The organism is Sphingopyxis panaciterrulae (assembly GCF_014199295.1).
Lineage (GTDB): Bacteria > Pseudomonadota > Alphaproteobacteria > Sphingomonadales > Sphingomonadaceae > Sphingopyxis > Sphingopyxis panaciterrulae.
The window spans coordinates 1-24,892 of record NZ_JACIJH010000011.1; the positions used below are offsets into that span (position 1 = coordinate 1).

17 protein-coding genes and 6 pseudogenes are annotated in these 24,892 nt (G+C 63.2%); 16 read left to right on the top strand and 7 right to left on the bottom strand.

Features of this window, described 5'->3' with window-relative positions:
• Window positions 1-736: 736 nt before the first annotated feature.
• The 9 genes and pseudogenes from FHR21_RS21320 to FHR21_RS14925 all read left to right on the top strand — a co-directional run.
• Window positions 737-1,045, top strand: a pseudogene (locus FHR21_RS21320) (BapA/Bap/LapF family prefix-like domain-containing protein); the annotation flags it as partial.
• Window positions 1,046-1,157: 112 nt separating this feature from the next.
• On the top strand, window positions 1,158-2,855 hold the full coding sequence (locus tag FHR21_RS21195) for a hypothetical protein (protein ID WP_338113174.1): 1,698 nt from the start codon (window positions 1,158-1,160) through the stop codon (window positions 2,853-2,855).
• Window positions 2,828-5,452, top strand: coding sequence for a BapA/Bap/LapF family large adhesin (locus tag FHR21_RS21200; protein WP_338113175.1), 2,625 nt, complete (start codon window positions 2,828-2,830; stop codon window positions 5,450-5,452). The genes FHR21_RS21195 and FHR21_RS21200 overlap by 28 nt, the downstream gene beginning before the upstream one ends.
• A gap of 163 nt (window positions 5,453-5,615) precedes the next feature.
• Window positions 5,616-6,869, top strand: a complete 1,254-nt coding sequence (locus tag FHR21_RS14900; protein WP_246427259.1) for a TolC family protein — start codon at window positions 5,616-5,618, stop codon at window positions 6,867-6,869.
• Complete coding sequence (locus FHR21_RS14905; protein ID WP_184099737.1) at window positions 6,869-9,010, top strand: type I secretion system permease/ATPase; 2,142 nt, start codon at window positions 6,869-6,871, stop codon at window positions 9,008-9,010. The genes FHR21_RS14900 and FHR21_RS14905 overlap by 1 nt, the downstream gene beginning before the upstream one ends.
• Window positions 9,007-10,194: an HlyD family type I secretion periplasmic adaptor subunit gene (locus tag FHR21_RS14910; RefSeq protein ID WP_184099739.1), complete on the top strand. Its 1,188-nt coding sequence runs from the start codon at window positions 9,007-9,009 to the stop codon at window positions 10,192-10,194. Before FHR21_RS14905 ends, FHR21_RS14910 begins: the two co-directional genes overlap by 4 nt.
• Before the next feature lie 38 nt (window positions 10,195-10,232).
• Window positions 10,233-13,298 carry a UDP-N-acetylmuramoyl-tripeptide--D-alanyl-D-alanine ligase gene (locus FHR21_RS14915; protein ID WP_184099741.1) on the top strand — a complete coding sequence of 1,022 codons (3,066 nt, stop codon included), beginning with the start codon at window positions 10,233-10,235 and terminating at the stop codon, window positions 13,296-13,298.
• A gap of 68 nt (window positions 13,299-13,366) precedes the next feature.
• Window positions 13,367-13,861 (top strand): MarR family transcriptional regulator, encoded by a 495-nt coding sequence (locus FHR21_RS21095; protein ID WP_276569284.1) that lies wholly within the window; start codon window positions 13,367-13,369, stop codon window positions 13,859-13,861.
• A gap of 130 nt (window positions 13,862-13,991) precedes the next feature.
• Window positions 13,992-14,360: pseudogene (locus tag FHR21_RS14925) on the top strand (transposase); the annotation flags it as partial.
• Window positions 14,361-14,370: 10 nt separating this feature from the next.
• Here FHR21_RS14925 and FHR21_RS14930 read toward each other — a convergent pair.
• Window positions 14,371-15,536 (bottom strand): IS3 family transposase gene (locus FHR21_RS14930; RefSeq protein ID WP_184099743.1). Its coding sequence is split into 2 segments (ribosomal slippage): window positions 14,371-15,275 and window positions 15,275-15,536, totalling 1,167 coding nucleotides; the frame shifts between segments, so codons are not numbered across the junction.
• 58 nt (window positions 15,537-15,594) lie between these two features.
• Between FHR21_RS14930 and FHR21_RS14935 the strand changes: the two are divergent.
• The 7 genes and pseudogenes from FHR21_RS14935 to FHR21_RS20925 form a co-directional block, all read left to right on the top strand.
• Window positions 15,595-15,687 (top strand): annotated as a pseudogene (locus tag FHR21_RS14935) (IS5-like element IS711 family transposase); the annotation flags it as partial.
• Window positions 15,688-15,959: 272 nt separating this feature from the next.
• A complete protein-coding gene (locus FHR21_RS14940) occupies window positions 15,960-16,544 on the top strand; it encodes a helix-turn-helix domain-containing protein (RefSeq protein WP_221235204.1) in 585 nt (194 codons plus the stop codon).
• A 37-nt stretch (window positions 16,545-16,581) separates the two neighbouring features.
• Window positions 16,582-16,953, top strand: coding sequence for a hypothetical protein (locus FHR21_RS14945; protein ID WP_184099747.1), 372 nt, complete (start codon window positions 16,582-16,584; stop codon window positions 16,951-16,953).
• 81 nt (window positions 16,954-17,034) lie between these two features.
• Window positions 17,035-17,451 (top strand): hypothetical protein, encoded by a 417-nt coding sequence (locus FHR21_RS14950; RefSeq protein ID WP_184099749.1) that lies wholly within the window; start codon window positions 17,035-17,037, stop codon window positions 17,449-17,451.
• 114 nt (window positions 17,452-17,565) lie between these two features.
• A complete protein-coding gene (locus FHR21_RS14955) occupies window positions 17,566-17,976 on the top strand; it encodes a helix-turn-helix domain-containing protein (RefSeq protein WP_184099751.1) in 411 nt (136 codons plus the stop codon).
• A gap of 76 nt (window positions 17,977-18,052) precedes the next feature.
• Window positions 18,053-18,382: pseudogene (locus FHR21_RS21325) on the top strand (hypothetical protein); the annotation flags it as partial.
• Window positions 18,383-18,389: 7 nt separating this feature from the next.
• Window positions 18,390-18,731, top strand: a pseudogene (locus tag FHR21_RS20925) (ATP-binding protein); the annotation flags it as partial.
• Window positions 18,732-18,827: 96 nt separating this feature from the next.
• On the opposite strand, the gene FHR21_RS14965 reads toward FHR21_RS20925, so the two are convergent.
• From FHR21_RS14965 to traA, 6 genes and pseudogenes are all read right to left on the bottom strand, one after another.
• Window positions 18,828-19,982: an IS110 family RNA-guided transposase gene (locus tag FHR21_RS14965; protein WP_184099755.1), complete on the bottom strand. Its 1,155-nt coding sequence runs from the start codon at window positions 19,980-19,982 to the stop codon at window positions 18,828-18,830.
• 94 nt (window positions 19,983-20,076) lie between these two features.
• Window positions 20,077-20,244 carry a hypothetical protein gene (locus FHR21_RS20930; protein ID WP_246427260.1) on the bottom strand — a complete coding sequence of 56 codons (168 nt, stop codon included), beginning with the start codon at window positions 20,242-20,244 and terminating at the stop codon, window positions 20,077-20,079.
• A 16-nt stretch (window positions 20,245-20,260) separates the two neighbouring features.
• The gene (locus FHR21_RS20935; protein WP_246427261.1) at window positions 20,261-20,677 is read right to left on the bottom strand and encodes a CoA transferase; all 417 of its coding nucleotides are present in this window, start codon (window positions 20,675-20,677) and stop codon (window positions 20,261-20,263) included.
• Between the two features lie 3 nt (window positions 20,678-20,680).
• Window positions 20,681-20,917, bottom strand: a pseudogene (locus tag FHR21_RS14975) (integrase core domain-containing protein); the annotation flags it as partial.
• A 187-nt stretch (window positions 20,918-21,104) separates the two neighbouring features.
• Window positions 21,105-21,806 carry a DUF6118 family protein gene (locus tag FHR21_RS14980; RefSeq protein ID WP_184099757.1) on the bottom strand — a complete coding sequence of 234 codons (702 nt, stop codon included), beginning with the start codon at window positions 21,804-21,806 and terminating at the stop codon, window positions 21,105-21,107.
• An 11-nt stretch (window positions 21,807-21,817) separates the two neighbouring features.
• Window positions 21,818-24,805 (bottom strand): Ti-type conjugative transfer relaxase TraA, encoded by a 2,988-nt coding sequence (traA, locus tag FHR21_RS14985; RefSeq protein ID WP_184099759.1) that lies wholly within the window; start codon window positions 24,803-24,805, stop codon window positions 21,818-21,820.
• Window positions 24,806-24,892: the final 87 nt, after the last annotated feature.

Consider the following 24,892-nt stretch of genomic DNA (forward strand, 5'->3'; position numbering starts at 1 on the left):
TGCCAGCGACAAGCAAACACACCAAAACGGAACCGTCGCGGTCAGACCTTCTCATCCTGATCGTCGCAACTTCTCATCCAGTTTGTCGCGCTACATCCGGCAGTAAAGTGGTCGCGCCGACAGTTCCTGAGCAGCCCAGCATCGGTCCGAAAGCTGCTTGAAAGCTCCTGCCCACGTTTGATTGGAGAACGCCCCACATAGCTGCTTATGTACTACGTCCCGTGTTCGCTGCGTCTGCGCTAGAGATGGGCGAAGAGGTTGAGATCGTCCGTTAAGGGGAAAGTTGGAACGCGGTTAGATGTCCACCGCCTCGCCATGTCGTGACCCCAGGCCGTTCCGTTTCCGGTGCTAATATGCATGAGGCTGCGGTAGCCATTTGCCGTGGCCGCGCGCATGATAGCTGAGGTTCCGCCCTTCTTCCTTCGGACGGCGGCACCAATTCCATCCACCTTCAACCTTGCCCCACCTTCACTGGCGGGGCTTTTGCCGTCCGCCGTGGTGAAAGAAGAGCGCCATCTGATTATACACTCCAGATAGCTCTGGGAATCTGTTCCGAAAACGGAATTGCGGGCGGGTCTTTGTTGCAGCTTATTTTTGGCGCCGATATGAGTTCCAATAGAAAATAATATTACTCGGATTCTGGGCGTCTTCATTGGCGCTTTCGGAGAAAATTTACTCGATCTCTATTTAGATTTCGAGAACGGCCTTGTTTGCGTTCAATTGATGGAGAAATATCATGGCAGCGGAAGTTTTCGACAAAGCAACTGCCGAATCCCGTTCCGTTCCCTTGGACTCCATCGACCTGGACAGTCCCAGCGTCGTCCGGCTGCAACTGAGCCGCGCCGATGTCGCGAATCTCGAGCGGCAAGGTGACGATCTTCTCGTCCGGCTGCGCTCGGGCGAGACCATCCGCATCGTGGATTTCTATGAAGTGGCGGCGGACGGCGCCACGAGCGACCTGGTTCTGCAGGAGTCCGACGGCAGCATGTGGCTGGCGCGCGCCGGCTCCGGTCCGCAATTCTATGAACTCGTCGACTGGGGCGAACTCGTGCCTGGCGCTTCGGTGGCGGCAGAAGCCGGCGGCGCCGGGGAGGGCGTGATATTGCCTGCCCTCGGGCTTCTCGGTGGCGCGGGCCTCATCGCTGCTGCGGCCGGAGGTGGCTCGGAAGACAGCGATGCGGATGCTGACGCTGACGCAGATGCCGATGCTGACGCAGATGCGGATGCCGATGCCGATGCCGATGCCGATGCTGATGCCGACGCAGATGCTGATGCGGATGCCGATGCCGATGCCGATGCTGACGCAGATGCTGATGCCGACGCAGATGCGGATGCTGACGCTGACGCCGATGCTGACGCAGATGCTGACGCGGACGCTGATGCTGACGCGGACGCGGACGCGGACGCGGACGCGGATGCTGACGCAGATGCGGATGCTGACGCAGATGCGGATGCCGACGCTGATGCTGATGCCGACGCAGATGCGGATGCGGATGCTGACGCAGATGCTGATGCTGATGCAGATGCAGATGCTGATGCCGACGCAGATGCGGATGCCGATGCTGACGCCGACGCGGATGCGGATGCTGACGCGGATGCTGACGCGGATGCTGACGCAGATGCTGACGCAGATGCGGATGCCGACGCTGACGCCGATGCCGATGCGGATGCAGATGCCGATGCTGACGCAGATGCGGATGCTGATGCCGACGCGGATGCAGATGCAGATGCAGATGCTGATGCTGATGCAGATGCCGATGCTGACGCAGATGCGGATGCTGATGCCGACGCAGATGCGGATGCCGATGCGGATGCAGATGCCGATGCTGACGCAGATGCGGATGCTGATGCCGACGCGGATGCAGATGCAGATGCAGATGCAGATGCAGATGCTGATGCTGATGCAGATGCAGATGCAGATGCTGATGCTGATGCCGATGCTGACGCAGATGCGGATGCTGATGCCGACGCAGATGCGGATGCCGACGCAGATGCTGATGCTGACGCGGATGCTGACGCGGATGCCGACGCTGACGCCGATGCCGATGCGGATGCAGATGCCGATGCTGACGCAGATGCCGATGCCGATGCTGACGCAGATGCGGATGCTGATGCCGACGCTGATGCCGATGCCGACGCAGATGCGGATGCGGATGCTGATGCTGATGCTGATGCCGACGCAGATGCGGATGCCGATGCTGACGCCGACGCGGATGCGGATGCTGACGCGGATGCTGACGCAGATGCTGACGCAGATGCGGATGCCGACGCTGACGCCGATGCCGATGCGGATGCAGATGCCGATGCTGACGCAGATGCGGATGCTGATGCCGACGCGGATGCAGATGCAGATGCAGATGCTGATGCTGATGCAGATGCCGATGCTGACGCAGATGCGGATGCTGATGCCGACGCAGATGCGGATGCCGATGCGGATGCAGATGCCGATGCTGACGCAGATGCGGATGCTGATGCCGACGCGGATGCAGATGCAGATGCAGATGCAGATGCAGATGCTGATGCTGATGCCGATGCTGACGCAGATGCGGATGCTGATGCCGACGCTGATGCCGATGCCGACGCAGATGCGGATGCTGACGCGGATGCTGACGCGGATGCCGACGCTGACGCCGATGCCGATGCGGATGCAGATGCCGATGCTGACGCAGATGCCGATGCCGATGCTGACGCAGATGCGGATGCTGATGCCGACGCTGATGCCGATGCCGACGCAGATGCGGATGCGGATGCTGATGCTGATGCTGATGCTGATGCTGACGCTGACGCGGATGCCGATACGGAGGCCCCGGAGGCTCCCACCGCGGACGTGGATGACGCGACCGGTGCGACCGTGACCGGCACTGGCGAGCCGAATACGACGGTTACCGTCTATGGGCCTGACGGCACCACCATTCTTGGTACGGGCACGGTGCAACCAGACGGGACCTACAGCGTGACGATCCCGACCCAGGTGAACGGCGAAGATCTCACCGTGACTCTGACCGACGCAGCGGGGAACGAATCGCTGCCGACGCCGGCCGAGGCGCCCGACCTGACGGCCCCTGGAGTGCCGACAGCCGATGTCGACGATGCGACGGGTACGATCGTAACCGGTACCGGTGAGCCCGGTGCGACGGTCACGGTCTATGGTCCGGATGGCACCACGATACTCGGCACCGATACGGTGCAGCCGGGCGGCACCTACAGCGTGACGATCCCGGCCCAGGTGAATGGCGAAGACCTCACCGTGACGCAAACTGACGCAGCGGGGAATGAGTCGCTGCCGACGCCGGCCGAGGCGCCCGACCTGACGGCCCCTGGAGCGCCGACAGCCGATGTCGACGATGCGACGGGTACGATCGTAACCGGTACCGGCGAGCCCGGTGCGACGGTCACGGTTTATGGCCCCGACGGAACGACCGTGCTCGGCACCGATACGGTGCAGCCGGGCGGCACCTACAGCGTGACGATCCCCGCCCAGACCAATGGCGAGGATCTCATCGTGACGCTAACCGACGCGGCGGGGAACGAATCGCTGCCGACGCCGGTCGAGGCGCCCGACCAGTTCGATGCGTTCGACAATGCGGACAGCGCCGGACTCGACCTGGTTCCGGCCACGACCGACGTCGACGTGGGCAGCGCCAACTATCTCCTGCTGGTGTCGCTGGCCACTGTTGACCCTCAGCTCGACCTTGCCGGGCTACAACTCCTCGGTATCGAGCCCGTATCCTTCACGGTCGCACCGGGGCACGAACTCGATGCAACATTCGAATATGGAGGGCTTCTCGATATCGGGGTCATCGCCGACTATCAGGTGGTCCTGCAGAAATTCGTCGATGGTCAATGGGTCGGGGTCGATGGTGACGGGGAGAGCACCTTGCTCGAACTGGGTCTGCTCAACGGCAATCTGTCGGGAAGCGCCAATCTCGATGCCGGCGAATATCGGGCTTTCGTGACCTTCGGCGGCGTGCTTGGCGCCGGCGTGCTCGGGACGCTCGATGTGAGCGGAGTGGATAGCGACTATACCAGCATCACCGATATCGTGGCGCAAACCGCCGAAGGCAATGTGATCCTTGATGCCAACGGCACGGGCGAGGTCGACCTCGCCCCGGCCGGTACGGTCGTCCACAGCGTGACGGTGAATGACGTGACCACCGACGTGACGGCCGACGGGACCATCGTTGACGGCGAATATGGTACGCTCGTGATCGATCTCGACGGCAGCTATGTCTACACGCCCGACGAGGATGCCGCGAACATCGGTGAGGTGGAGACCTTTACCTACACGCTCCAGAATGACGGGGGCGCGCAGGAAAGTGCGACGCTGACGATCGATATCGGCAGTCCCGACGTCACGTCCGGCTTCGCCGCGACAGACGATGCGGCCACCGCGGCGGTGCTGTATGAGAATACCGTCGATGTCGTGGATACGCCGCTCTTCACGCTGAACAACGGGATCGGGGTAATCATTCCCAGCACCGATACCGACTCCGGCGACTTCACGGTCGCGGCGGATACCGTTTCGGACTTGCAGGTCGTGATCGATACCAGCGAGGGCCTGACGGTCCTGCCCAGCTATACCGTCACACTTCGTGACGGAGACGGCAACGTCTTGGGTTCGCCCGTGACCGTCGTTGCGCTCGCGAACGTCCTGGGAATCGGAACCGGGGCGGTGGTCACCTTCGACGACCTGCCCGCCGGCGATTATAATGTTGAGGTCACGAGCACCAATACGCTCGGTTTGGGATATGATTCGGCGGTGTCTCTGACCCAGGAAATCACCAATCTCACCGAGTTCCAGGTCGACGTTGTGAGCGGTGTCGATGGCAATCTTCTGGATAATGACGTGACCGGCTCGCTCTTCACCGCCGTCCTGGTCGACAGCGGCGGCGGATTTGCCGAGATCGGCGATACGCCCGCCACGCTGACCGGGACTTACGGAACGCTGACGGTCGATGAGGGCGGCGGCTACCATTATGAGCCCGATCCGAATCTGGCCTATTTCGATACCGACCAGACTGATGTCTTTACATACCAGATCCGGCATCCGGACGGCGAAGTCGTCCAGGCGGAGCTGACGGTGACCATCGGCGTCAACGATCCGGGCGGGACCTTGCCGTTCATGGCTTCGGCCCTGACGTCGGGGGCCGGCGACACCATAGCGCTCGACGGCTTCGATACCGCAATCGCCAGCGATCGCGGGACTCCTGCCGGGAGCGAGAATTTCGCCTACGACCTTTTCGAAGGACAGGGGGATCTGGTTGAAGTTCTGGAAGGCTATCTTTCAGGCAATCCTAACGAAACAACTGAAAGCGAGGCAGTGTCCATGCTCTCCGGGAAGGAAGAAACATCCGAAATGGATCAAAATTCGCTGCCAATCGAAGATCCTCTCGGTTTCCTGTCCTTCCATGAACCCGACGAACTGAACGGAAATAACCATCCATTAATCTGATACTTCGAACATGTGACGGCAAAGTGTGCTGAATATTCGATGCACTTTCCCGTCGCATTTTTGGTGCATCGGATAATCGTTCGGAGGATGGATGCCGATTCAGGGGCGGTGCCGGCGCGAGGATCGCGTTCGATTGGGTGGCAAGCTCATACTGGCGATAGGCTTGCTTTCGATCCTGTCCGGAGCTTCGACCCCCGATACATCACCGCTTCTTTGGGAAGCCGCCGTCCGCGAGGCGGTTCAATGGCATCCTTCCGTCACCGAATCCGTTGGCCGGCTGCAGGCCCGCGCCGAAGAGATCGACATCGCGAAGGCCGGCTACAAGCCGCAGATCAGCGGCGGGATCGGGTCAAGCTACGATAATGTCACGCAAAGCCGCTGGCGACCGCGTGCCAATCTGTCGGCGTCGCAGATGCTCTTCGATTTCGGCAAGGTTGCGAGTTCGGTTGCCGCCGCGGAGGCGGGGACGCGGATCGGGCGGGCGGAACTGCTCCTCGCGGTGGACAGCCTGATCCGCGACACCAGCTATGCGGTGATCGAAATTCAGCGGGACATGGCTTTGCGGCAGGTGGCGCTCGATCAGCTTGCGAGCATCCAGAGCATCAACGAACTCGTCCATCACCGCTACCGCCTTGGCGCCAGCACCAAATCGGATGCGCTGCAGGCACAGGCGCGCGTGCAGGCGGCCGAAGTCGCCCTTCAGGAGATCGAGGCCGAACGACGCCGCTGGGACAGCAATCTCGCCTACCTGCTCGGGCGGCCGACAGCCCCGGACGTGTCACTGGACCCGCCGCCGGGGCTGCATGGCGCCTGCGCCCGGGGAGAGCCCGACTGGTCCCGGGTGCCCGCCATCATGCAGGCAGAGGCCCAGCGCGACGAGGCGATGGCCGAATTCAGGCGCAGCAAGGCCGAGAGTCTGCCGACGATTTCGCTGGGCGCGGGCGGCGGCGCGGACATTCACGATCCCTTTTCGCGGCGCGCGGAGTATAATTTCGGAATTCAGATTTCGAGCGCGCTCTATAGCGGCGGCGCCAGGCGGGCACGGACGCGAAGCGCCGGCTATAGCCTGGCCGCGGCGGATGCCGCAGAAGCGCGGGTCCGGAACGAGGTCGGCCGCCTTCTCGCCGAAGGCGAACGGCAGGTGACAAGCCTGACGGCGGTGATCGACACGCTCAGAGCGCGGCGGGCCAGCATGGACGAGACGGGGCGCCTCTATCGCCTCCAGTATCTCGATATGGGGACGCGGACGCTCGTCGATCTGCTCAATGCCGAGCAGGAACTGCACCAAGTCCGCTTCGACCTCGTCAACTCCCAATATGACACGCGCCGCCTGCAGATCGATTGCCTCTTCTATTCGGGAGCCCAGCGCGACGTCTTCGGATTGAACGGCATGGCGGTGCGCGGGGTGACGCTGTGATGGAAGACGTCATTTCTCCGGCCCCTGTTTTTCGTCCCGAGCCGTGGATCGAGGCCTTCGGCCTCGTGGCTCGTCATTATCGCCTGCCGGGCCCCGCCGAAGACAGCAAACTCGCGAGCCTGTGGGCGACGGGAGGGGACGAGCCCGAACGGGTTCGCGTCATGGCGCGGCGGGCGGGGCTGCGCGTCCGCTTTGTCCCGGCCGAAGAGGCGAAGATCAGTCCGGAGCGGCTGCCGCTGATCGTGCAATTCGCTAATGGCGATCTCGCCGTCGTAACCGCGATCGACGCATCGGGCGAGGCGAGTGTCGCCATCATGGGAGAGGCGGGACTCGAGAACAGCATCGCGGTCGATAGCCTCCTCGCATCGGCCGCGTGCTGCGTCGTCGCGCGTCCAGCACGGTCGGTGCGAGATGCCCGGGTCGATACCTATATCCGGCCGTTCGAAGAGCATTGGCTGCGCCGCATCATCTTCCAGGACATCCGGTCCTACCCCCATATTCTCATCGCCTCGCTTGCCGCCAATACGCTGGCGCTGGCGGGCGTGCTGTTCTCGATGCAGGTCTATGACCGGGTCATACCGGCGGAATCCTTTCCCACCCTCTACGTTCTTTTCGCGGGCGTCCTGCTTGCGATCGGATTCGATTTTCTGTTTCGCCGCCTGCGGATGCGAATCATCGACATTCTGGGCAAGCGTGCCGACATGCGGATGTCGGATGAGGTGTTCGGCCATGCGCTCAGGGTCCGGAATCGCGACCGGCCCACCTCGACGGGAGCCTTCATCGCGCAGTTGCGCGACCTCGAACAGGTCCGCGAACTGCTGACCTCGACGACTGTCGCGGCGATCGCGGACATTCCCTTCTTCCTGCTGTTCCTCGCGATCTTCTGGTTCATCGCCGGACCGCTGGCGCTGATCCCGCTTTCGGCGCTCGTCCTTCTCGTCGCCCCGGGCCTGCTTGCCCAGCGTCGTCTGCGCGCCCATGCCAATGAAGCGATGCGCGAATCCTCGCTTCGCAACGCGATGCTGGTCGAGGCGGTTCAGGGGCTCGAAGACATCAAGGTCCTGCAGGCCGAACACCGATTCCAGCAGCAATGGAACCATTATAATGCGGCGGCCGCGGAAGCTCAGCTCAGGCTGCGCAGCCTGACGAACAGCCTGACGGTCTGGACGCACAATGTCCAGAACGGCGTCTATGCCGCCACCATCTTCGTTGGCGCGCCCCTGGTGATGGCCGGGGACATCACGACCGGCGTTCTCGTGGCATCGTCGATCCTGGGATCGCGGATGATCGCGCCGATCGCGCAGGTCAGCCAGGTTCTGAACCGGCTCCAGCAGGCGCGGGTGGGCGTCAAGAGCCTCGACCAGATCAGGGCGCTTCCCGTCGACAATCCTGACGAGGAGCATCGCATCCAACTGCCCTCGATCGCGGGCCGCTTCGCGCTCCGTTCCGCTGTGTTCCGCTATGCCGATCCCAATTCCTCCCCCGCCTTGTCGGTCGACGATCTCCACATCAAGGCGGGAGAGAAGGTGGCCGTGCTCGGCCGCAACGGGGCGGGCAAGTCGACCTTGCTGCAAGGCTGCTCCGGGCTGCTTCATCCGGTGTCGGGTGAGGTGCTGCTCGATGGCTTGGCGTTGCACCAGATCGATCCCGCCGACGTGCGGCGTGACGTCGGGCTGCTCAGCCAGGGGAGCCGCCTCTTTCACGGCACGATCCGCGAAAATCTAACGCTCGGTCATCCACAGGCGTCGCTGCAGGAGATCATGCAGGCGCTCGGGATGGTCGGTGCCGACGATTTCATTCAGCGTTCGCGCAGCGGACTGGAACAGGTCATCCTCGAAGGCGGGATCGGGCTCTCGGGCGGCCAGGTCCAGGCGTTGCTGCTGGCGCGGCTGTTGATCCGCGAACCCCGGGTTGTCCTGCTGGACGAGCCCACCGCGTCGATGGACGAGGCGACCGAGCGGCTGTTCATCGAGCGCTTCAAGCATTGGAGCCGCGACAGGACGGTGGTGATCGCGACGCATCGCATGCGGGTGCTCGACCTCGTCGACCGGATCATCGTGATCCACAACGGTGCCGTCGCGCTGGACCAGCCCAAAGCGGCGGCGCTGCGCGCCATGCAGGCGAGGGGCAAGGCGGCATGACGACGCGCGAGACCGCCGATACTTGGCCCTTCGATGATGAACGCGACGGCCGTCTGGTGCCCGCGCGTCGTCTGGTGTGGCTCTTATCCGCCCTCATCGTTGCCGGGCTCGTGTGGGCCTGGTTCGCCGAACTCGACGAGGTCGCCACCGGCAGCGGTCGCGTCGTACCGACGTCGCGCGAACAGGTGATCCAGTCGCTCGAAGGCGGCATCCTGGCCCGGCTGTTCGTTCGGCAGGACGCGATCGTGAAACCGGGCCAAATTCTCGCCCAGCTCGATCCGACCCTCGCCGGCTCTACCGTCGAGGAAAGCGCAGCGAAATATCGCGCGGCGCTGGCGGCCTCGGCACGGCTGCGCGCCGAGGTGAACCAGACGCCGCTCGCCTTTTCCGACGAACTCGACGATTTTCCCGACCTCAGGATGGAACAACAGCGGCTGTACGATGCGCGCCGGAACAGCCTGGCCAGTTCGCTCGGACTGATCGACGAATCGCTTGCGCTCATTCGCAAGGAGGTCGCGATCGGCGAATCGCTGATCGAGGTCGGTGCGGCGAGCCAGGCCGAGGTTCTGCGCCTGAAACGCCAGCGCGCAGACCTGGAGTTGAAGAAGGCGGATCTGCGTTCGCAATATATCGTCGAGGCGCGGCAGGAACTCTCCAAGGCCGACGAGGAGGTCAAAGCACTGGAGCCCGTCGTCCGCGGTCGGGCCGATACGCTGGCCCGCCTTACGCTTCGTTCGCCCGTACGCGGGATCGTCAAGAGCATTGAGGTCTCGACCGTCGGCGGCGTCGTGTCGCCGAACGGGAAAGTCATGGAAATCATTCCGCTCGACGATCAGTTGATGATCGAGGCGCGTATGGCGCCGCGCGACATCGCCTTCATCCACCCGGGGCAGCGCGCGACCGTGAAGATCACCGCCTATGACTATTCGATCTACGGCGGCCTCGACGGCGTGGTCACGACCATCTCGCCCGATACGATCCGCGACGAGGTGAAGCCCGAGATATTCTATTACCGCGTCTTCGTCCGCACAAAGTCCGATGCGCTGGTGAACAAGGCGGGCAAGCGCTTTCCCATCGTGCCGGGCATGGTCGCGACCGTCGATGTTCATACGGGGCAAAAGACCGTGCTCGAATATCTTCTCAAACCGCTCAATCGTGCGCGCGAGGCGCTGCGCGAACGATGATGGCGACGCTCGCCCGGTTCGCGTCCCTGCGCGCGGCTATGCCCGACATCGCGCCGGTGGTGACGAAGGGCGCGCGGCGGTTTGTGCTGTTCGTTGCCTTCACCGATGCGACGCGGCGGGCCGAAGTGTTCACCGTGACGGGCGCGACCGCGGCCGAGGCCTGGGATCGGGCGGCCGCCGAGCTGGCGCGCCGCGAGCCGAAAGCATGCTGGTTGCGCGTCGATCGGGTCGATGCCGTGGAGCGTAGTTCATGGGGGGGGCTGCGGAGCCGTCTCAAGGAGGTCAAGCGCAATTATTTCCGCCTCGGTATTTCGCTCGACGCGGATTTCGAGCACGCCTTTCTGGAAACCGAGATCAACGCCAACGCCATGCTCTATGGTGGACCGAAGCAGGCATCCGCGGTTCTGAACGAAGCGAATTTCTGCATTTATGCCGCGCAGCGCCACGACCTTCGCGGCATGCATTTTGTCGACGAGAGGCCGATCTGGCTATTCACGACGAAGGGAGCCTTCGTCGGCGAGGACGGCGTGGTCCATGCCTTGAACGGCGATGGCCTAGACTCCGGGCGCCGTACGATAGCGAGGCTCGACCCGGAAAGCATATCCGGGCTGATCCGGAACGGCAGCGATTATCTGGCGTCGCAGGTGGGACCGGACGGACGGTTCCATTACGGCTGGCACCCCTGCTTTGATCGGCCGATCCAATCCTATAACAGCCTGCGTCATGCGAGCACGCTCTACGCCATGCTAGAGGCATGGGAGGTCATCGGCGATGCCGTGCTCAAGGCAGCGATCGACCGCGCCCTAGACCATCTCGTGACCCTATTGATCCGCACGGCCGCCCTGCCGAACGGAGAACAGGCGGCGTTTCTTGTCGACGCCGGATCGGAGATCAAGCTTGGCGGCAACGCGGTTTCGATTCTTGCGCTGGTCAAATATCGCGAGCTGACCGGTGACGGGCGCCATGCTGCATTGCTCGACGGCCTCGCCTCCGGGATCGCCCATATGCAGAATCCGGAGACGGGGCGCTTCATCCATGTGCTGACCTATCCCGCGCTCGAGGTGAAACAGGAATTCCGTATCATCTATTACGAGGGCGAAGCAGCTTTCGCGCTGATGCGGCTGTTCGGACTGACGGGCGATGTACGCTGGCTTGCCGCGGTCGAAAAGGCGTTCGGTCATTTCATTCGGGAGCAGCATTGGCAGGCGCACGACCATTGGCTGAGCTATTGCGTCAACGAGCTGACGCTCCATCGACCCGATGAGGCCTATTTCCGGTTCGGCCTCGACAATTTCAGGGATTATCTGGACTTCGTCCTCGAGCGGATTACGACCTTTCCTACGCTGCTGGAACTGATGATGGCGGCGGAGAAGATGATCGCCCGGCTGCGGGCCGATCCCGCGCTGGCCCATCTGCTCGACGGCGTCGATGTTCCGCGATTTTACAAGGCGTTGCATCATCGCGCCCAATATCTGCTCAACGGTCATTTCTGGCCGGAGCTCGCGATGTTCTTTGCCGATCCGCGCAAGATCGCCGGCAGCTTCTTCATCCGACACCATGCGTTCCGGGTCCGGATCGACGACGTCGAGCATTATCTTTCCGGCCTGATCGCCTATCGCAACTATCTGCTCGCCTGCGAAGTCGGTGGTGGTTTCGCCCATGAAGAAGGTGCGGCCAGCGCCGCGCCGCTTCATTGGACAGAGGATGATGTCGTAAAGGCGACGGGCGGGCGATGGGCCGACCCGCTCCTCCACGGCTGGTCGGCGAGCGGCCTTTGTATGCATCCGCCGACGATGCGGGACGGCGACATGGTCGCGCTTCGGCCCGCCGGGGGGACGAGAGGAGTTCCTGCCGCGGCTCTCGCGCGATTGCCATGCCCGCCGGCTGCCTTCATCGCCGCCGCCGGGGACGACGCCGCGAAGGGACTGGCCCCGCGGCTGATCGTCGACGATGTCGGCCATGCGGTACTCGCCTTGGGCGCCTATGCGCGCGAACGGATGGCGTCGAAGGTCCTCGCCGTAACCGGCAGTGCGGGAAAGACGACGACCGTCGCGATGCTCGCTCACGCCCTCGCATCCTATGGTGCGGTCGGCCAAACGCGCCACACTGCCAATCTTCCTCACGGCATTGCATGGAATCTGGCTTCGATCGCGTGGGATGTTCCGCATGTCGTCCTCGAACTCGCGATCGGCCGTATGGCGCAAAATGCGCGGCTGGCGCGACCCGACATTGCGGTGTTCACGAATATCCTGCCGGCACATCTCGAATATCATGGCGATCTGGCCACAATCGCTGCGCGTAAGAGCCGGATATTCGAAGGGATGGAGCGTGGCAGCGTGGCGGTGCTCAACCGCGATATGGCCGAATGGGAACGTGTGCACATGGCGGCCCGGCTTCGCGGGCTTTCCATCCTCCATTATGGGAAGTCCGAGGGCTGCGATTTCCAACTGCTCGCCTATGATCCCGATAGCCGTCAGGTTTCGGCGCTGATCCAGGGCAGGAAGATTCGCTATTTTCTCACGGCTGCCGGGGACCACATGGCGCTCAACAGCTTGGCGGTCCTCGCGGCTGTGGCGGCGACCGGTGGCGATATTCAGCGTGCGATTGCCTCTTTCGCCGAATTTTCGCCTGTCGCCGGGCGCGGTGAGCAATGCGAACTGTCCTTCGGCGTGCGCCGCATAACCCTTATCGACGACGCCTATAATGCCAATCCGGGCTCGATGGCGGCTGCCCTTGCCTTGCTCGGGAGCACGGGAAGAGGTCGCCGCAAGATCGCGGTACTCGGGGAAATGCGGGAGCTTGGTCCGGACGCCATCACCTATCACACCGCGCTGGCGCCTCTGATCGCCGCCTACGGCATCGACCGCGTCCATGCGGTCGGGGAACTTTATGAAGGGTTCTGGCGGTCAATCGCCGACGAACGGCGTGGGCGCCGGACGGCTTCGATCGAGGAATTGAGGGCTGGTTTGATGTCCGAACTGCGTGACGGAGATGTGCTCCTGCTCAAAGGATCGCACGGCACCTTGATGTATGAATTCGTCGACTGGCTGAAGTCCGAGGCCGCCCCGGCTGTCGAGCAGCGCCAAGCGGCACACGCGTTTTAGCCCTGGGACGAATTTCACGAAGCAGATTCAGGCGATCGAAATTGGCGGAGCCAGGGAAGGAGCGATGGATGCGGGATAGACCGGACGATGTTCAGAAAGTCGCCGGCGGTGCGGCGAATCCCGGAGTCCTGCGCGCGGTCGAGGCTATGTCCCGTGCTGCCGCGCGGAACAGCAGCGTTGCGGAAAAACTCCTCGTGGAAGGCGCGCGGCAATTGTTGCAGGCCCGGCTGAAAATGGCCCGGATTGCTCCCCCGGGTCTGCTCCGCGATTCGGCGTGGGACATGATGCTGGAATTGTTCATCAACGGGGAGGAAGGCGGGATTCTGTATGTCAAACAGTTGATGCTGGCATCGGGGGAATCCTCCACGGCTGCGATGCGCCGCATCGACAGGCTTGAAGAAGCTGGATTCCTGGAAAGATTCCCCGATCCGCTCGACCGCCGACGGGTCATCGTGCGGTTGAAGGAGCGGGGACGCTCGGCGATGCTGGCGATGCTGGAGCATGTATTCGAACCGGATACATCGGAGAAACGCCCCGCCGAAACGCCGGGGAATGGCGAATGAGCGGCGCGACATTGTCCGATCCGCCCTGGTTCGTCGCAAGGCGATGATCGTTAAAAGTTGAGCATTGATGGCCGCCGCTTGCGGTTTTTGGTCGCGCTCGCCTGCGTCGATGTCATCGTCCATGCCGATGCGACGGGCGCAAAAGGGGGCTCAAGCTGCCGCCATCGGCCGTTCGCGCGGCGGACTGACGACCAAGCTGCACGCGGCCGTCGATGCCATCGGCTTGCCGATACGCATCCACCCAACGCCAGGACACTATGGAGACTGCCCGCAAGCCGAGGCCCTCCTGTCCGGCTGGCAAGGGGTCGGCCATGTCGCCGATGCTGCTTATGACGCCGATCCGCTGCGCGCCTTCATCGCTGACGATGTTGGCGCAACCGCTCACATCAAGGCCAATCCCAGCCGCACCCAAAAGCCGCCTATCGACTGGAGCCTCTACAAGGAACGGCATCAGGTCGAATGCTTCTTCAACAAACTCAAACGCTTCCGACTGACCTGACCCCCATCTTTCATCCAGCTGCAACTAGAGGCCGAGGGGTGTTGTCGCGCATAAGCGCAGGCGAAGCAACGGGCGGGGTTAACCCCGCCCGTTGCTTTTCGAGTTCGGCGGCGAACGCCGCCGGGGTTGCGTAGCCGAGCGAGGAGTGCGGCCGCTCGGTGTTGTAGTCGTCGACCCATCGGGCGAGGATCGTGCGCGCCTGACCGATCGTGAAGAACAGCGTCTCATTGAGCAGCTCGTCGCGCATGCGACCATTGAAGCTCTCGACGAACCCGTTCTGCGTTGGTCTGCCGGGTGCGATATAATGCCACTCGATCCCGACATCGCCGCACCAGGCCAGCACCGCGTTCGACGTCAGCTCCGTGCCGTTATCGCTGACGATCATCTTCGGCGCACCGCGCCTGGCGATCAGATCGCCCAGCTCGCGCACGACCCGCCGGCCCGAGATCGACGTGTCGATCACCGCCGCCAAGCACTCGCGCGTCACGTCATCGACGATGTTGAGCACCCGGAAGCGTCGCCCGGTGACGAACTGATCGTGGACAAAGTCCAAGCTCCAGCGCTGGTTGGGAAGCGCCAGCACCGGCGCAGGGGCCCGCGCGCCGACGGCGCGCCTTCGTCCCTTCCGGCGGCGCACCGTCAGCCCTTCCTCCCGATAGAGCCGCTGCGTCTTTTTGCGGTTGATGGTGATGCCGTCCCGGCGGAGCAGGATATGCAGGCGGCGATAGCCGAACCGCCGACGCTGCTGCGCCAGCTCACGCAACCGCGACCGCAGGTCGCCATCATCAGCTCGGCACGAGCGATATCGCATGCTCGTGCGATCCGCTCCGACGACAGCACACGCCCGCCGCTCGCTCATCCCCAGCGTCGTCTGAAGATGCGCGACAGCTTCCCGCTTCGCGGCGGGCGTCACCATTTTTTTGAAAGCAGGTCCTTCAGACCCGCGTTGTCGAGCATGGTGTCGGCGAGCAGCCGCTTCAGGCGCGCGTTCTCTTCCTCCAGCGCCCGAAGCCGTCTGGCGTCCGACACCTCCAGCCCGCCGAACTTGGCCTTCCACGCGTAGTAGGTCGCGCTCGACATGCCGTGACGACGGCATAGATCCGTCACCACCGCGCCGGCCTCGGCCTCCTTCAGGATGCCAATAATCTGTTCTTCCGAAAACTGCTTCCGCTTCATCTGTCCGTCCCTTCTTCAGGTCGGACTCTAGCTTCAACTGGTGGAGAAAATGGGGGTCAGGTCACGACGCATCGCCCTGCGCTGCGAGAAAACCCTCCCTGCATTCATGGGCTTCCTACACCTCGCTTGCGCCATGATCTGGATACGGTGAATGCAGACAGCGCCTAGGGGATACGGAGGCAGACTTTGCTTGCATACATGGTTTGTGGACCGTCGCTTTTGCTAACGTGCGTGCCTTATCCCTTCGATGCGGAAACCATGACTGGACTCATGCTTCTCGACGTCCGACGTGCCTGTGGAAAAGCAACTGTCTTGCTCCATGATCGGTGAAAGGGAGGTTTCGCCTTGAAAACCAATGGTTCGTTGTAATGATGAGCCACCATGATATGGGCTGCGCCTGGAGGGGCAAACAGTCGAAAGCGGATGAGCTACGATAATTCACCACAAGGTCCGGGGGCGGTGGTACCAGTGAGTTTGAGCGCGGGCGAGATCGCTTGTCTGGAATGGGTATCCTCCGGCCTTGGCTCAAAGGAAATCGCTCGCAAGCTCGACATATCGCCGCATACCGTCGATGCGCGGTTGAAGGCGGCCTGCAGGAAGCTGGGTACCAAGTCCCGCTTCGTCGCAGCGAAAATCCTCGAGGAGGCCCATGCTTCCGCGGGGGATTTGGTAGCGGAGGCGGGCGATACCAGTTTGGTATATGAAATTTTGGACCTTCCAAGCGATGCCGGCGATGGCGACAAGAGGCCGTCGGCGGGGGAAGGCGACGGCCTCGACGATCTCGAACATGGCGACCTGCAGCAGCCGGAATCGCGACGCGATTCCGGGCCGGGGAGGCATCGGCTCGAGCTTTCGCGTCCGATCGCCAACTTCTTCGGGGGCGAGAACAGGCTTTCGATCTGGCAGCGTATCGCAATCATCCTGATGATCACGATGGGTGCGGGGCTTACCTTCGGCGTCCTCCTGAACGGGTTCGCCGGCGTATCGCAGCTGATGTCGTCTCTGTAAGTGGCCAGTCCGTCGAGGACGGCCGGGGAGTGATGCCATGCTCAAGGAACGTCTCGCGCTCGCAAAAAAGGTCGCAACCCAGGTGCAGGAAACCGAAGCCGCCATCGATGCGGCGATCGCCAAAATGGGCGAACTCGTTACGCTGCTTCCCGAAGCACAGGCGGCGGCAAAATTGTCGCCCGTGGTGAGCGATGCCTCGTTCGGATACCTGCACCTCGCCATTGCCGGACTGTTCGATGGCCGCGCCAATATGGTTGCGCTCCACAACGAGCTTTCGAGCGTCAAGGACAAGATGGGTCTTCGCAACGTCATCGTTGGCACCGGCGATCTCGGCAAGCTGCTACCCCCGAACGGACGGATCGCCAAGGCCGGCAGAATCGCTGCGATCGCTGAAGCTCAGATCGCCTGACACGCTTTTGCGGGGACGTCAAAGCGTGAAAGATCAACATCTGTGATCTGGGGAATCGTCTATCTCGTTTCGCTCCTCGCCGTGCTCATCCATGTGCTGCGCATCGGGGAACGGGAAACGCGCTTTGCGATTTTAACCTTGGTCGCGGGTTCGCTTCTGACATTGGCGAGTCTGGTCATTGCCGATTCGCGCTTCGACGTCTTCAGCCTGCTTGTTGCCACGCTCGACTTTGCGGTGCTGGTCGTTTTTCTGGGCCATGCGCTCGTCAGCCGGCGCTATTGGACGCTGTGCTTGCCTGCTTTCCAGCTCCTCACCTGCACGACGCATGTGATGAAGTTCGTCCTGCCAGACCTTTGGCCGCGCCTCTATTCGGCAGGGCAAGGCTTCTGGGCCTATCCCCAGATGCTGGTCATATTATTGGCCGCAATGTGGGCGAATGCCGATGCGCGGGCGCGGCGGGAAGCGGTTGGACCGGCGATGGATTCGTCCGCGGGCTAGATCGCCTGTCCGTGCCCGACGAATGAAAGGTGCCGCGCTCCTCCATCGACCTCTTCAAGGTCAGTGTTGCCCTGACAACCGCGAATCTCGCCATGATTTGCGAGAGAGACTTTTATGACGGATTGGATCGGGTTCGCCGAACCCCCATCAAATCGTCAGCAAGCCATCGCTTCCGCGGGGCGAAAGCTCGGCCCCGAAGCCCGGGCGCGGCTTGCGCGCGAATGGATTTGGAAGCGTCGCCACCGCGAACATTTTTTCCCATCGGAAATCTTTGCCGATCCGGCGTGGGATATGCTGCTCGATCTCTACGCCGCCCATTATGAAGGAGAGACGGTCACGATATCCAGCCTTTGCATCGCCGGATCGGTGCCGACCACGACCGCTCTTCGTTGGGTTGGGGTCATGAGCGATCGGGGTTGGTTTATCCGCACCAAGGATCGCAAGGATGGCCGTCGCGCTTTCGTTCGCCTGAGCGATCGCGCGATTTCGCAGCTCGATGCCTATTTCGACACCGCATCGGCTTAGCATCTGGCGGCTATGCCGCGGCGGATTGCGATGATGAGGTGTGCTTGATCGTAGAACGCCGCCGCAGAGCGTGCTGGTGCCTGCCAGGGGCGAAACGGTCACCTGCGGGACTTTTTCGATCGCGAGCGGCGGCGGGTCCAGTGCCGGCGCCGAAAATATCAGTGTTGAGATCGGCGATGTATCAACCGCGACGGGGCAGGATTCGGTCGGTATCGGGCGGCGGGCCAATTCGACCGCCAGCGGCGCCTTCACCGTCGGTCCGGACGCCGATGCGACGGCGGTCGACGCCACTGCGCTTGGTCATCTCGCGCAGGCGACGGGCGTCAATTCCGTTGCGTCGGGTGTCAGTGCCAATGCGGTGAGTCCGAGCGCAGTTGCCATCGGTGATGACGCCATTGCAAACAACGACTTCGCGGTGGCAATCGGCGCACAGGCTGGTGACACGCCTCGAAGAGGAGACCCGGATCGGCAAGGGCGGGACCCTGGCGGCGCAGCTGTCGCGGCTCGACCTGATCGTGCTCGACGAGCTCGGTTATCTGCCGTTCGCACGCTCGGGAGGGCAGTTGCTGTTCCACCTCATCAGCAAGCTTTATGAGCGCACCAGCGTCATCATCACCACCAACCTCGCCTTCGGCGAGTGGCCTACCGTCTTCGGCGATCCCAAGATGACTACGGCGCTGCTCGACCGCGTCACCCACCACTGCGATATCATCGAGACGGGCAACGACAGCTGGCGCTTCAAAAACCGCAGCTGACCGCCACCTTCGGCGCCTTCAAAAATCTATCTTGCGCTGCGCGCGCCTCCGGTCGGGCTACGCCCGCCCTCCGCCGCACGCAGCGCAAGGCGATCCTCAACTAACCAACATCATATCCGAAAAGGGGGTCCCTCTTCGACGCCGATAGGGGGTCCCTTTTGAACGCCGTTTGACACACATGAACCCGGCGAGCTCGCGCGCGACGGCCGTGCAGACGACCGTTGTTCGCTTCCCCGTCGCGCTTAGCTTGCGATATCGCGCTGTCAGGCGCGACTGTGCTTTCCATGCGATCTCGCGCACCGCCGGCGACACGCGCTCATGGATATAGAGCTTCTTCACGCCGATTCTTGGCGGATGGCGGTACGTCCATGCACTCTCGACAAGCATATGGCGAACCCGGCTGTTGCCGGCCTTGGTGATTGCGCCGCGGCGGACCGATGCGCCGGTCGATCGTTCACTCGGAACGAGGCCCAGATATCCCATGAGCTGTCGCGGGTTCTCAAACCGCGTGACGTCGCCCACCTCGGCCGCGAAGGTGGCCGCGACGATGAGATCGACACCGCGCAGCGCCCGAAGATTATGCACCAGCGGCTCGAGCGACCATCGCGGCAAGAACTCCTCGATCGCGGCTTCGATACGCTTGATCCGTTCGCTGGCCAACCGGAGCGCATCGACCATCTCCTGCAGGGCGATCTGGTGAGCAGGATGCTCGAACCGCTGCTCCTGGAGCCATCGCATATAGCGCATCGTCCAGCGCGTTTTGCGCGGGAAAATCCGGCCGTGCCTCAGCATGAAGGAGGTGATGTGCTGCCGATGGACGCGCTGCGTCTCGACGGCGGCCAGGCGCGCGCGAACAAGATCGCGCATGGCTTCGTGGCTTTCGTCAGGCACCCACACCGCCGTCAGTTCGCCGGCCCGGAGCAACCGCGCGAGGCCGACCGCATCACGGCGGTTCGTCTTCACCTGGTCGCCGGGGCGTCTCGGAATGAGCGATGGCGCCACAACGATGCAATCATGGCCCATCGCCCGGATCAGACGGTAAAGCCCATAGCCCGTCGGCCCCGCTTCATAGCAGAACGTCAATCGCTCATGCTTGGCCGCAATACGCTTCACGATGCGCCGCATCGACGCCTCGTCGGAATCGAACTCGCCCAAATATCGAATCTCGCCCTGCCGGCCAGCATCGGCAACGGCGATCGCGTTGCGCAGCTTGGCAACATCGATCCCGACGAAAACTTCACCCTCCACCACGGCCCGCTCTCCTGCGATGAGGACAGGCCCGGCCCATCCGAGCGATCCTCGCCACAGCAGTATAAGCGTCGGGTCGCCATCAGTCGCGCAGCGGTCATACGGTCTTACCCTTGTCTTCAAGTGCATCCGACAGATCCCGTTCGCGGCAGGCGAGGATATCGCGCGCTAGCAGCGGGATCAGCTGGTCGCGATGGACAATCCGCCCCGGGTTGGTTGCGAACCGATCGTCGATATGAAACGAAAGCCCGAGAACCTGGTTCAACTTGGCGAACTGTAAGTCATTGCCGACAGCGATGATCAGTTCCCGTCCGCGCAGGCAAAGGCCTGATAGGGAACGAGGTTGGCGTGTCCATTGCCGATGCGTGGGGGACGTTGTCGCTGGTCATCCAGTTAAGCGCCTGGCCGGCGATCACCGCAACCTGCGTGTTGAGCAGCACCATGTCGATATGGGCACCCTGACCCGTGACGTCCCGGCGCCGCAAGGCTCGCGACCGCCGATAGGTTCCGGTGAACAGGTCAGGATAGGCCACGCCGCATTTCTGCGGCGGGCCATCGGGCTCTCCGGTCATCGACATTATGCCGTCCATCCTCTGGATGATGAAATTATATCCGGCGCGGTGGGCGTAAGGGCCGGTTTGACCGAAACCGGTGATCATCCGAGGATTGACCGCAGCCAGGCTTATGATCGAGCCCATATTTCACGAGTCCTGACGTGCGCCCGGCTTTCCTCTAGCCAGGATTACAGCTTTGTTGCGCATGAGCGCAGTGTAAGCAATGGCCGGCGTAGCGGAGCCCGTAGGGCGTAGCTGCGCAGGCTATTGCTTATGCAGTTCGACGGCGAACGCCGCCGGTGTCTCATATCCGAAGGCCGAATGAGGCCTCGACTGGTTGTAACCTTCGGCCCAGGCCGCAATCACTGTGCGGGCATGATCCAGTGGCTCCTTGTCGATCGCCATATCAATGGTCCTTCCTTTTCCATCTTATGGTCTCGCGCACAAAATTAGTGGCAGGCCCCCTTTCCGGGTTGCCCCCGGAATATGCAAAGCCTGTCGACCTGTTCGCTTAGTACTTCAATGGCTCTTGCCGAGTCACCCCGCCCCTTCCGGCTCGATGCGTGCGGCCTCACGCTCTTTGGGCTTGAGCACCAACCCGAATGGTGCATCGCACCGACCGCCTGGTTTTGTGGGCTTTCTGCTCGCAAGAATCGATGGCTTTGCGGTTGTCGACCCGCATCTGTGCGGCATCCACGATGGCGCGCCAGTCTTCTGGGCTACCGGCCTGCATCAACCGGCTGCCCGCGCCCCATAGCGACGGCTCGCCGATGATATGGCGGGCCATATTCTCGGGCATATGCCAGCTCTGCGGCAATGCGCGCAGGAGCACGCCGGGGAGGAACGACCACAGGAGCATTCCCGCGAACAGGCTGCCGCCCGCGGCCCAAAGAAGCCGGCGGCGCTGGTCGCGGATCGTGGCGGCCGTGCCTGTGAGCTGCTCCATCCGGTACGCGGCATTATCGAACCGCCCGCGCGCCTTCTCTATGATGGCGCTGTCCTGTGCGCGGGCCTTTGTCCCGGCCGCCGCGATCTGCGCGGCCATGTCGTCCGGGGTGAGCTGCATCGCCGACGACCGGGCAAAGTCATTGATAGCCACGCGCATCTTTTCGAGCAATGCGGCGATTTCGGTCAGCGTGTCGCTATAGTCGGGCGCGGCATCGCGCTTGGCCACGAGCCCCCTCACGGCGGCTTCGAGCAAGCCGACCTTCTCACCAAGCTCAGCGAACGCCCTCGCGGCGGGGTCGGTTTCGGATGTGGATGGGGAGTTCATGGTATCTTCTCCTATAGGCTCATGCCAAGGCTGCGACCCTTTTCGATGCCGACGCTGCTCGCGAGGTCCTGCGCAAGCTGACGGCCCGTCTCGATCTGGATGCCAAGCTCGGGCTTGCGGGCGCGCAGGACAGACTCCATCTGCGCATCGCGTTCGAGGCTCTTCGCCATGCCCGCCATCTGCTCGGACATCTTGCGGGCGCCGCGATGATCGCCGTCTTGCTGGAGGGCATCGCGTTGCTGGCCAAGCTCGCGCCACCCTTCGACAAAGCGGTCGGCGCGTTTGGCGGGATCGGTGCGAACGTCGGCCTCGTGCTGCATCGCGCGGAGCGCGCCATTGACACGGCCGCGCGACGCTTCGCCGACCAGGCCGGGATCGCGGGCGTAGGCTTCCTCCATATCCCTCGCGGAGTGCCAGCCGGCCCTGTCCAGCGCGTCGCGGGCCTTGTCGAGTTCGGCGCGCTGGTGGGGCAGGATGGGCAGGTCCCTGTCCTGCATCTTCCAGATATCGGAGATGGCGCGAGCATGGCGCTCGACGGCAAATCGCCGGACATGCTCGCGATCGGCCTGCGCTGCCTTCGCCGGGTCGGCGGCGGGCGTCGAGGGACGAAAGTCGGCGAAGATGCCGCGTTGCCGTTCGGGCGCGGCCGGTGCGCCGCGATCCTGCCCGCCGATGGAAAGGCGCAGGCCGTCGAACATGCTGCGGGCCTTCTCGGGCGCTTGACGGACAATCTCGGCGACGCGTTCGCCGAACGCGATGCCGCGTCGCTCGGCGAACGAGCGAGCGGGATCGGCGCGCGCATAATCGCTCGCCATGTCCTTGGCACGCTCACGCGACAGGGTGCGCACGAGCTTGCCCTGATCCTTGAAGTCGTCGCGGCCATAGTGAAGCTGCACGCCGTCACGATGCCGCGACAGCGCGACATAGGCGCCGTGGCGGTCCATGCCCGGCGTTGCCAGCACATGCGTCCGATCGACGGTCATGCCCTGCGCCTTGTGGATCGTCGCGGCGTAGCCATGATCGAGGTCGCGATAGTCTTTGGTGTCGAATGCGACCGAGCGCCCGTCGTCGGTGCGCACCGCCATGTTCCGCTCGCTGACACGTTCGATCGTCGCGAGCGTGCCGTTCTTCACTTCCAGGCTCCGCTCGTTGCGCAGGAACATGACGCGGTCGCCGCTAGCGAACATCCGATCACCGCGCTCGACCTTGAGCGCGACATCATCACCAAGATCGCCGCTTGCCCGCATTGCGTCGCGCGCCGCCTCGTTGAGCTCGCGCACCTCGGCATTAGTGTGGGTGAGGATGATCCGGCTCGCATCTGGACTCGCCTGTCGATCGCGATCCCAACGATCGATCAGCTCGCCGCGTGCAGCCGCGCGCGTGTCGGTGGCATGCACCATATCCCTTGTCGCATAGCCGTCGATCGCGGCGCCGGTTCGCCCCGTCGCCAGATGCCGAGTCGCCTCTTGCTGCCAGCTCTCATGCTGGCGGCGAACCTCGGTGATCTCGACGCCGCCATGTCGTTCGTGGATCGCGCGGAACGCCGCGCCCGCTTCGATCGCCTGCAACTGCTGCGGATCGCCGACCAGCACGACCTTGGCGCCGGCATCGGCGGCGTGCGACATGACGCGTTCCATCTGCCTCGTGCCAACCATGCCCGCCTCGTCGATGACGAGCACGTCGCGTGATGTGAGCAGATCGCGCCCCTGCGCCCAGCCATGTTCGAGGCTGGCGATCGTGCGCGACGCGATGCCCGAACCATTCTCCAGGCCTTCAGCGGCGATGCCCGACAGCGCCGCGCCGCGCACCTCCAGCCCGGCGTGTTCCCAAGCCTCGCGCGCCACGCCGAGCATCGCGCTCTTGCCGGTCCCGGCATAGCCGACGACGATGCCAAGCCCGCGCCCGTCTGTCACACGCTCGAACGCGGCGCGCTGCTCACCCGAAAGCTCCAGACCGCGCTCCGCTGCGCGCGCCAGCGCGCCCTTCCGGTTGCTGTTCAACACACGATGCCGCTCGCGCTGTGCCATGACCTCGGCTGCGCGCTGCAACCGCTGCTCGGTCTCGATCATGTCGTGGCTGGTGAACCGGTCTTCGCCGCGTCCGTCCTGGCCGAGTTCGATCAGATCGGGCGACGATCGCACCGCGCCGAGCACGGCATCGAACTGTTCGCGCCCATCGCTGTGGCGATGCGCGAACATGGCAAGGTCGCGGTTCGCGAAGGTGGCTTGCCCGTGGGTGATCGCATCGAGCGCGACGCGCGGCTCCGCAATGATCCGCTCGCCGTTGCGGCGCGCGATCTCGCGATGTTGCTCAATGCGCTCGGCCTGAAGCCCGCGGCCCTCCATGCGCGATGCGGCGGGGCCGATCTTGTCCTGCGGCTCGAGGCCGATGCCCTGCGCCTCCAGCGACCGATGATCGATGCGCGCTTCGATATCGAGTTCGGCGAGGCGGGTGTTGACATGATCAGCCCAACGCTCGCGCCACTGTTCGACAAGCTCCGTGCGATTCCAGTCGCGAACCTTGGCGCCAAACCCCGCTTCGCCGTCCTTGTCGGTGACGATCTCGCGCATCGTCAGCATGACATGGGCGTGTGGCTTCGCCAGCCCATCGGCACCGATGTCCCAATGGACATTGAGGTCGGCAATCATGCCCAGATCCACAAACTCGGATTGCACAAAGTCGCGGGCGAGTTCGATGCCCTGCGCCTGGTTCATCTCGCGCGGGATCGCGAACTCGACCTCGCGGACAAGCTGGGCATCCTTCCGCTTCTCGGTTGCCTCGACCGCGTTCCAGAGCCTTTCGCGGGCGGCGAATTCCTCCGGCGCATTCTCGGGCAAGAGCACCTCGCTGTGCACAACGCCCGGCTTGTTGGTGAAGTCATGGTCGCGGTCGAGCCGTTCATCGTGCAGGCGCTCGCCAGCGCGATAGGCGGCCGCCGCGACCGCGCTGCGCCCCGCGCCGCGACCGATGACTTTGACCGAGAGATGGAAAATCGCCATTGCGGCAATCCATCTACACTTCAAAGCGGACGTCGGCACGACGTATAAGCGCGCCCTTCTCGAATAAATTCTCGTGCGGGACTGGGT

Coding starts and splice junctions, on each gene's coding strand:
- FHR21_RS21095 (WP_276569284.1), top strand. CDS start 13,367: ATGCGGGATAGACCGGACGATGTTCAGAAAGTCGCCGGCGGTGCGGCG.
- FHR21_RS14980 (WP_184099757.1), bottom strand. CDS start 21,806: ATGAACTCCCCATCCACATCCGAAACCGACCCCGCCGCGAGGGCGTTC.
- FHR21_RS20935 (WP_246427261.1), bottom strand. CDS start 20,677: ATGGGCTCGATCATAAGCCTGGCTGCGGTCAATCCTCGGATGATCACC.
- FHR21_RS14945 (WP_184099747.1), top strand. CDS start 16,582: ATGCTCAAGGAACGTCTCGCGCTCGCAAAAAAGGTCGCAACCCAGGTG.
- FHR21_RS14915 (WP_184099741.1), top strand. CDS start 10,233: ATGCCCGACATCGCGCCGGTGGTGACGAAGGGCGCGCGGCGGTTTGTG.
- FHR21_RS14940 (WP_221235204.1), top strand. CDS start 15,960: ATGAGCTACGATAATTCACCACAAGGTCCGGGGGCGGTGGTACCAGTG.
- FHR21_RS14910 (WP_184099739.1), top strand. CDS start 9,007: ATGACGACGCGCGAGACCGCCGATACTTGGCCCTTCGATGATGAACGC.
- traA (WP_184099759.1), bottom strand. CDS start 24,805: ATGGCGATTTTCCATCTCTCGGTCAAAGTCATCGGTCGCGGCGCGGGG.
- FHR21_RS14905 (WP_184099737.1), top strand. CDS start 6,869: ATGGAAGACGTCATTTCTCCGGCCCCTGTTTTTCGTCCCGAGCCGTGG.
- FHR21_RS14955 (WP_184099751.1), top strand. CDS start 17,566: ATGACGGATTGGATCGGGTTCGCCGAACCCCCATCAAATCGTCAGCAA.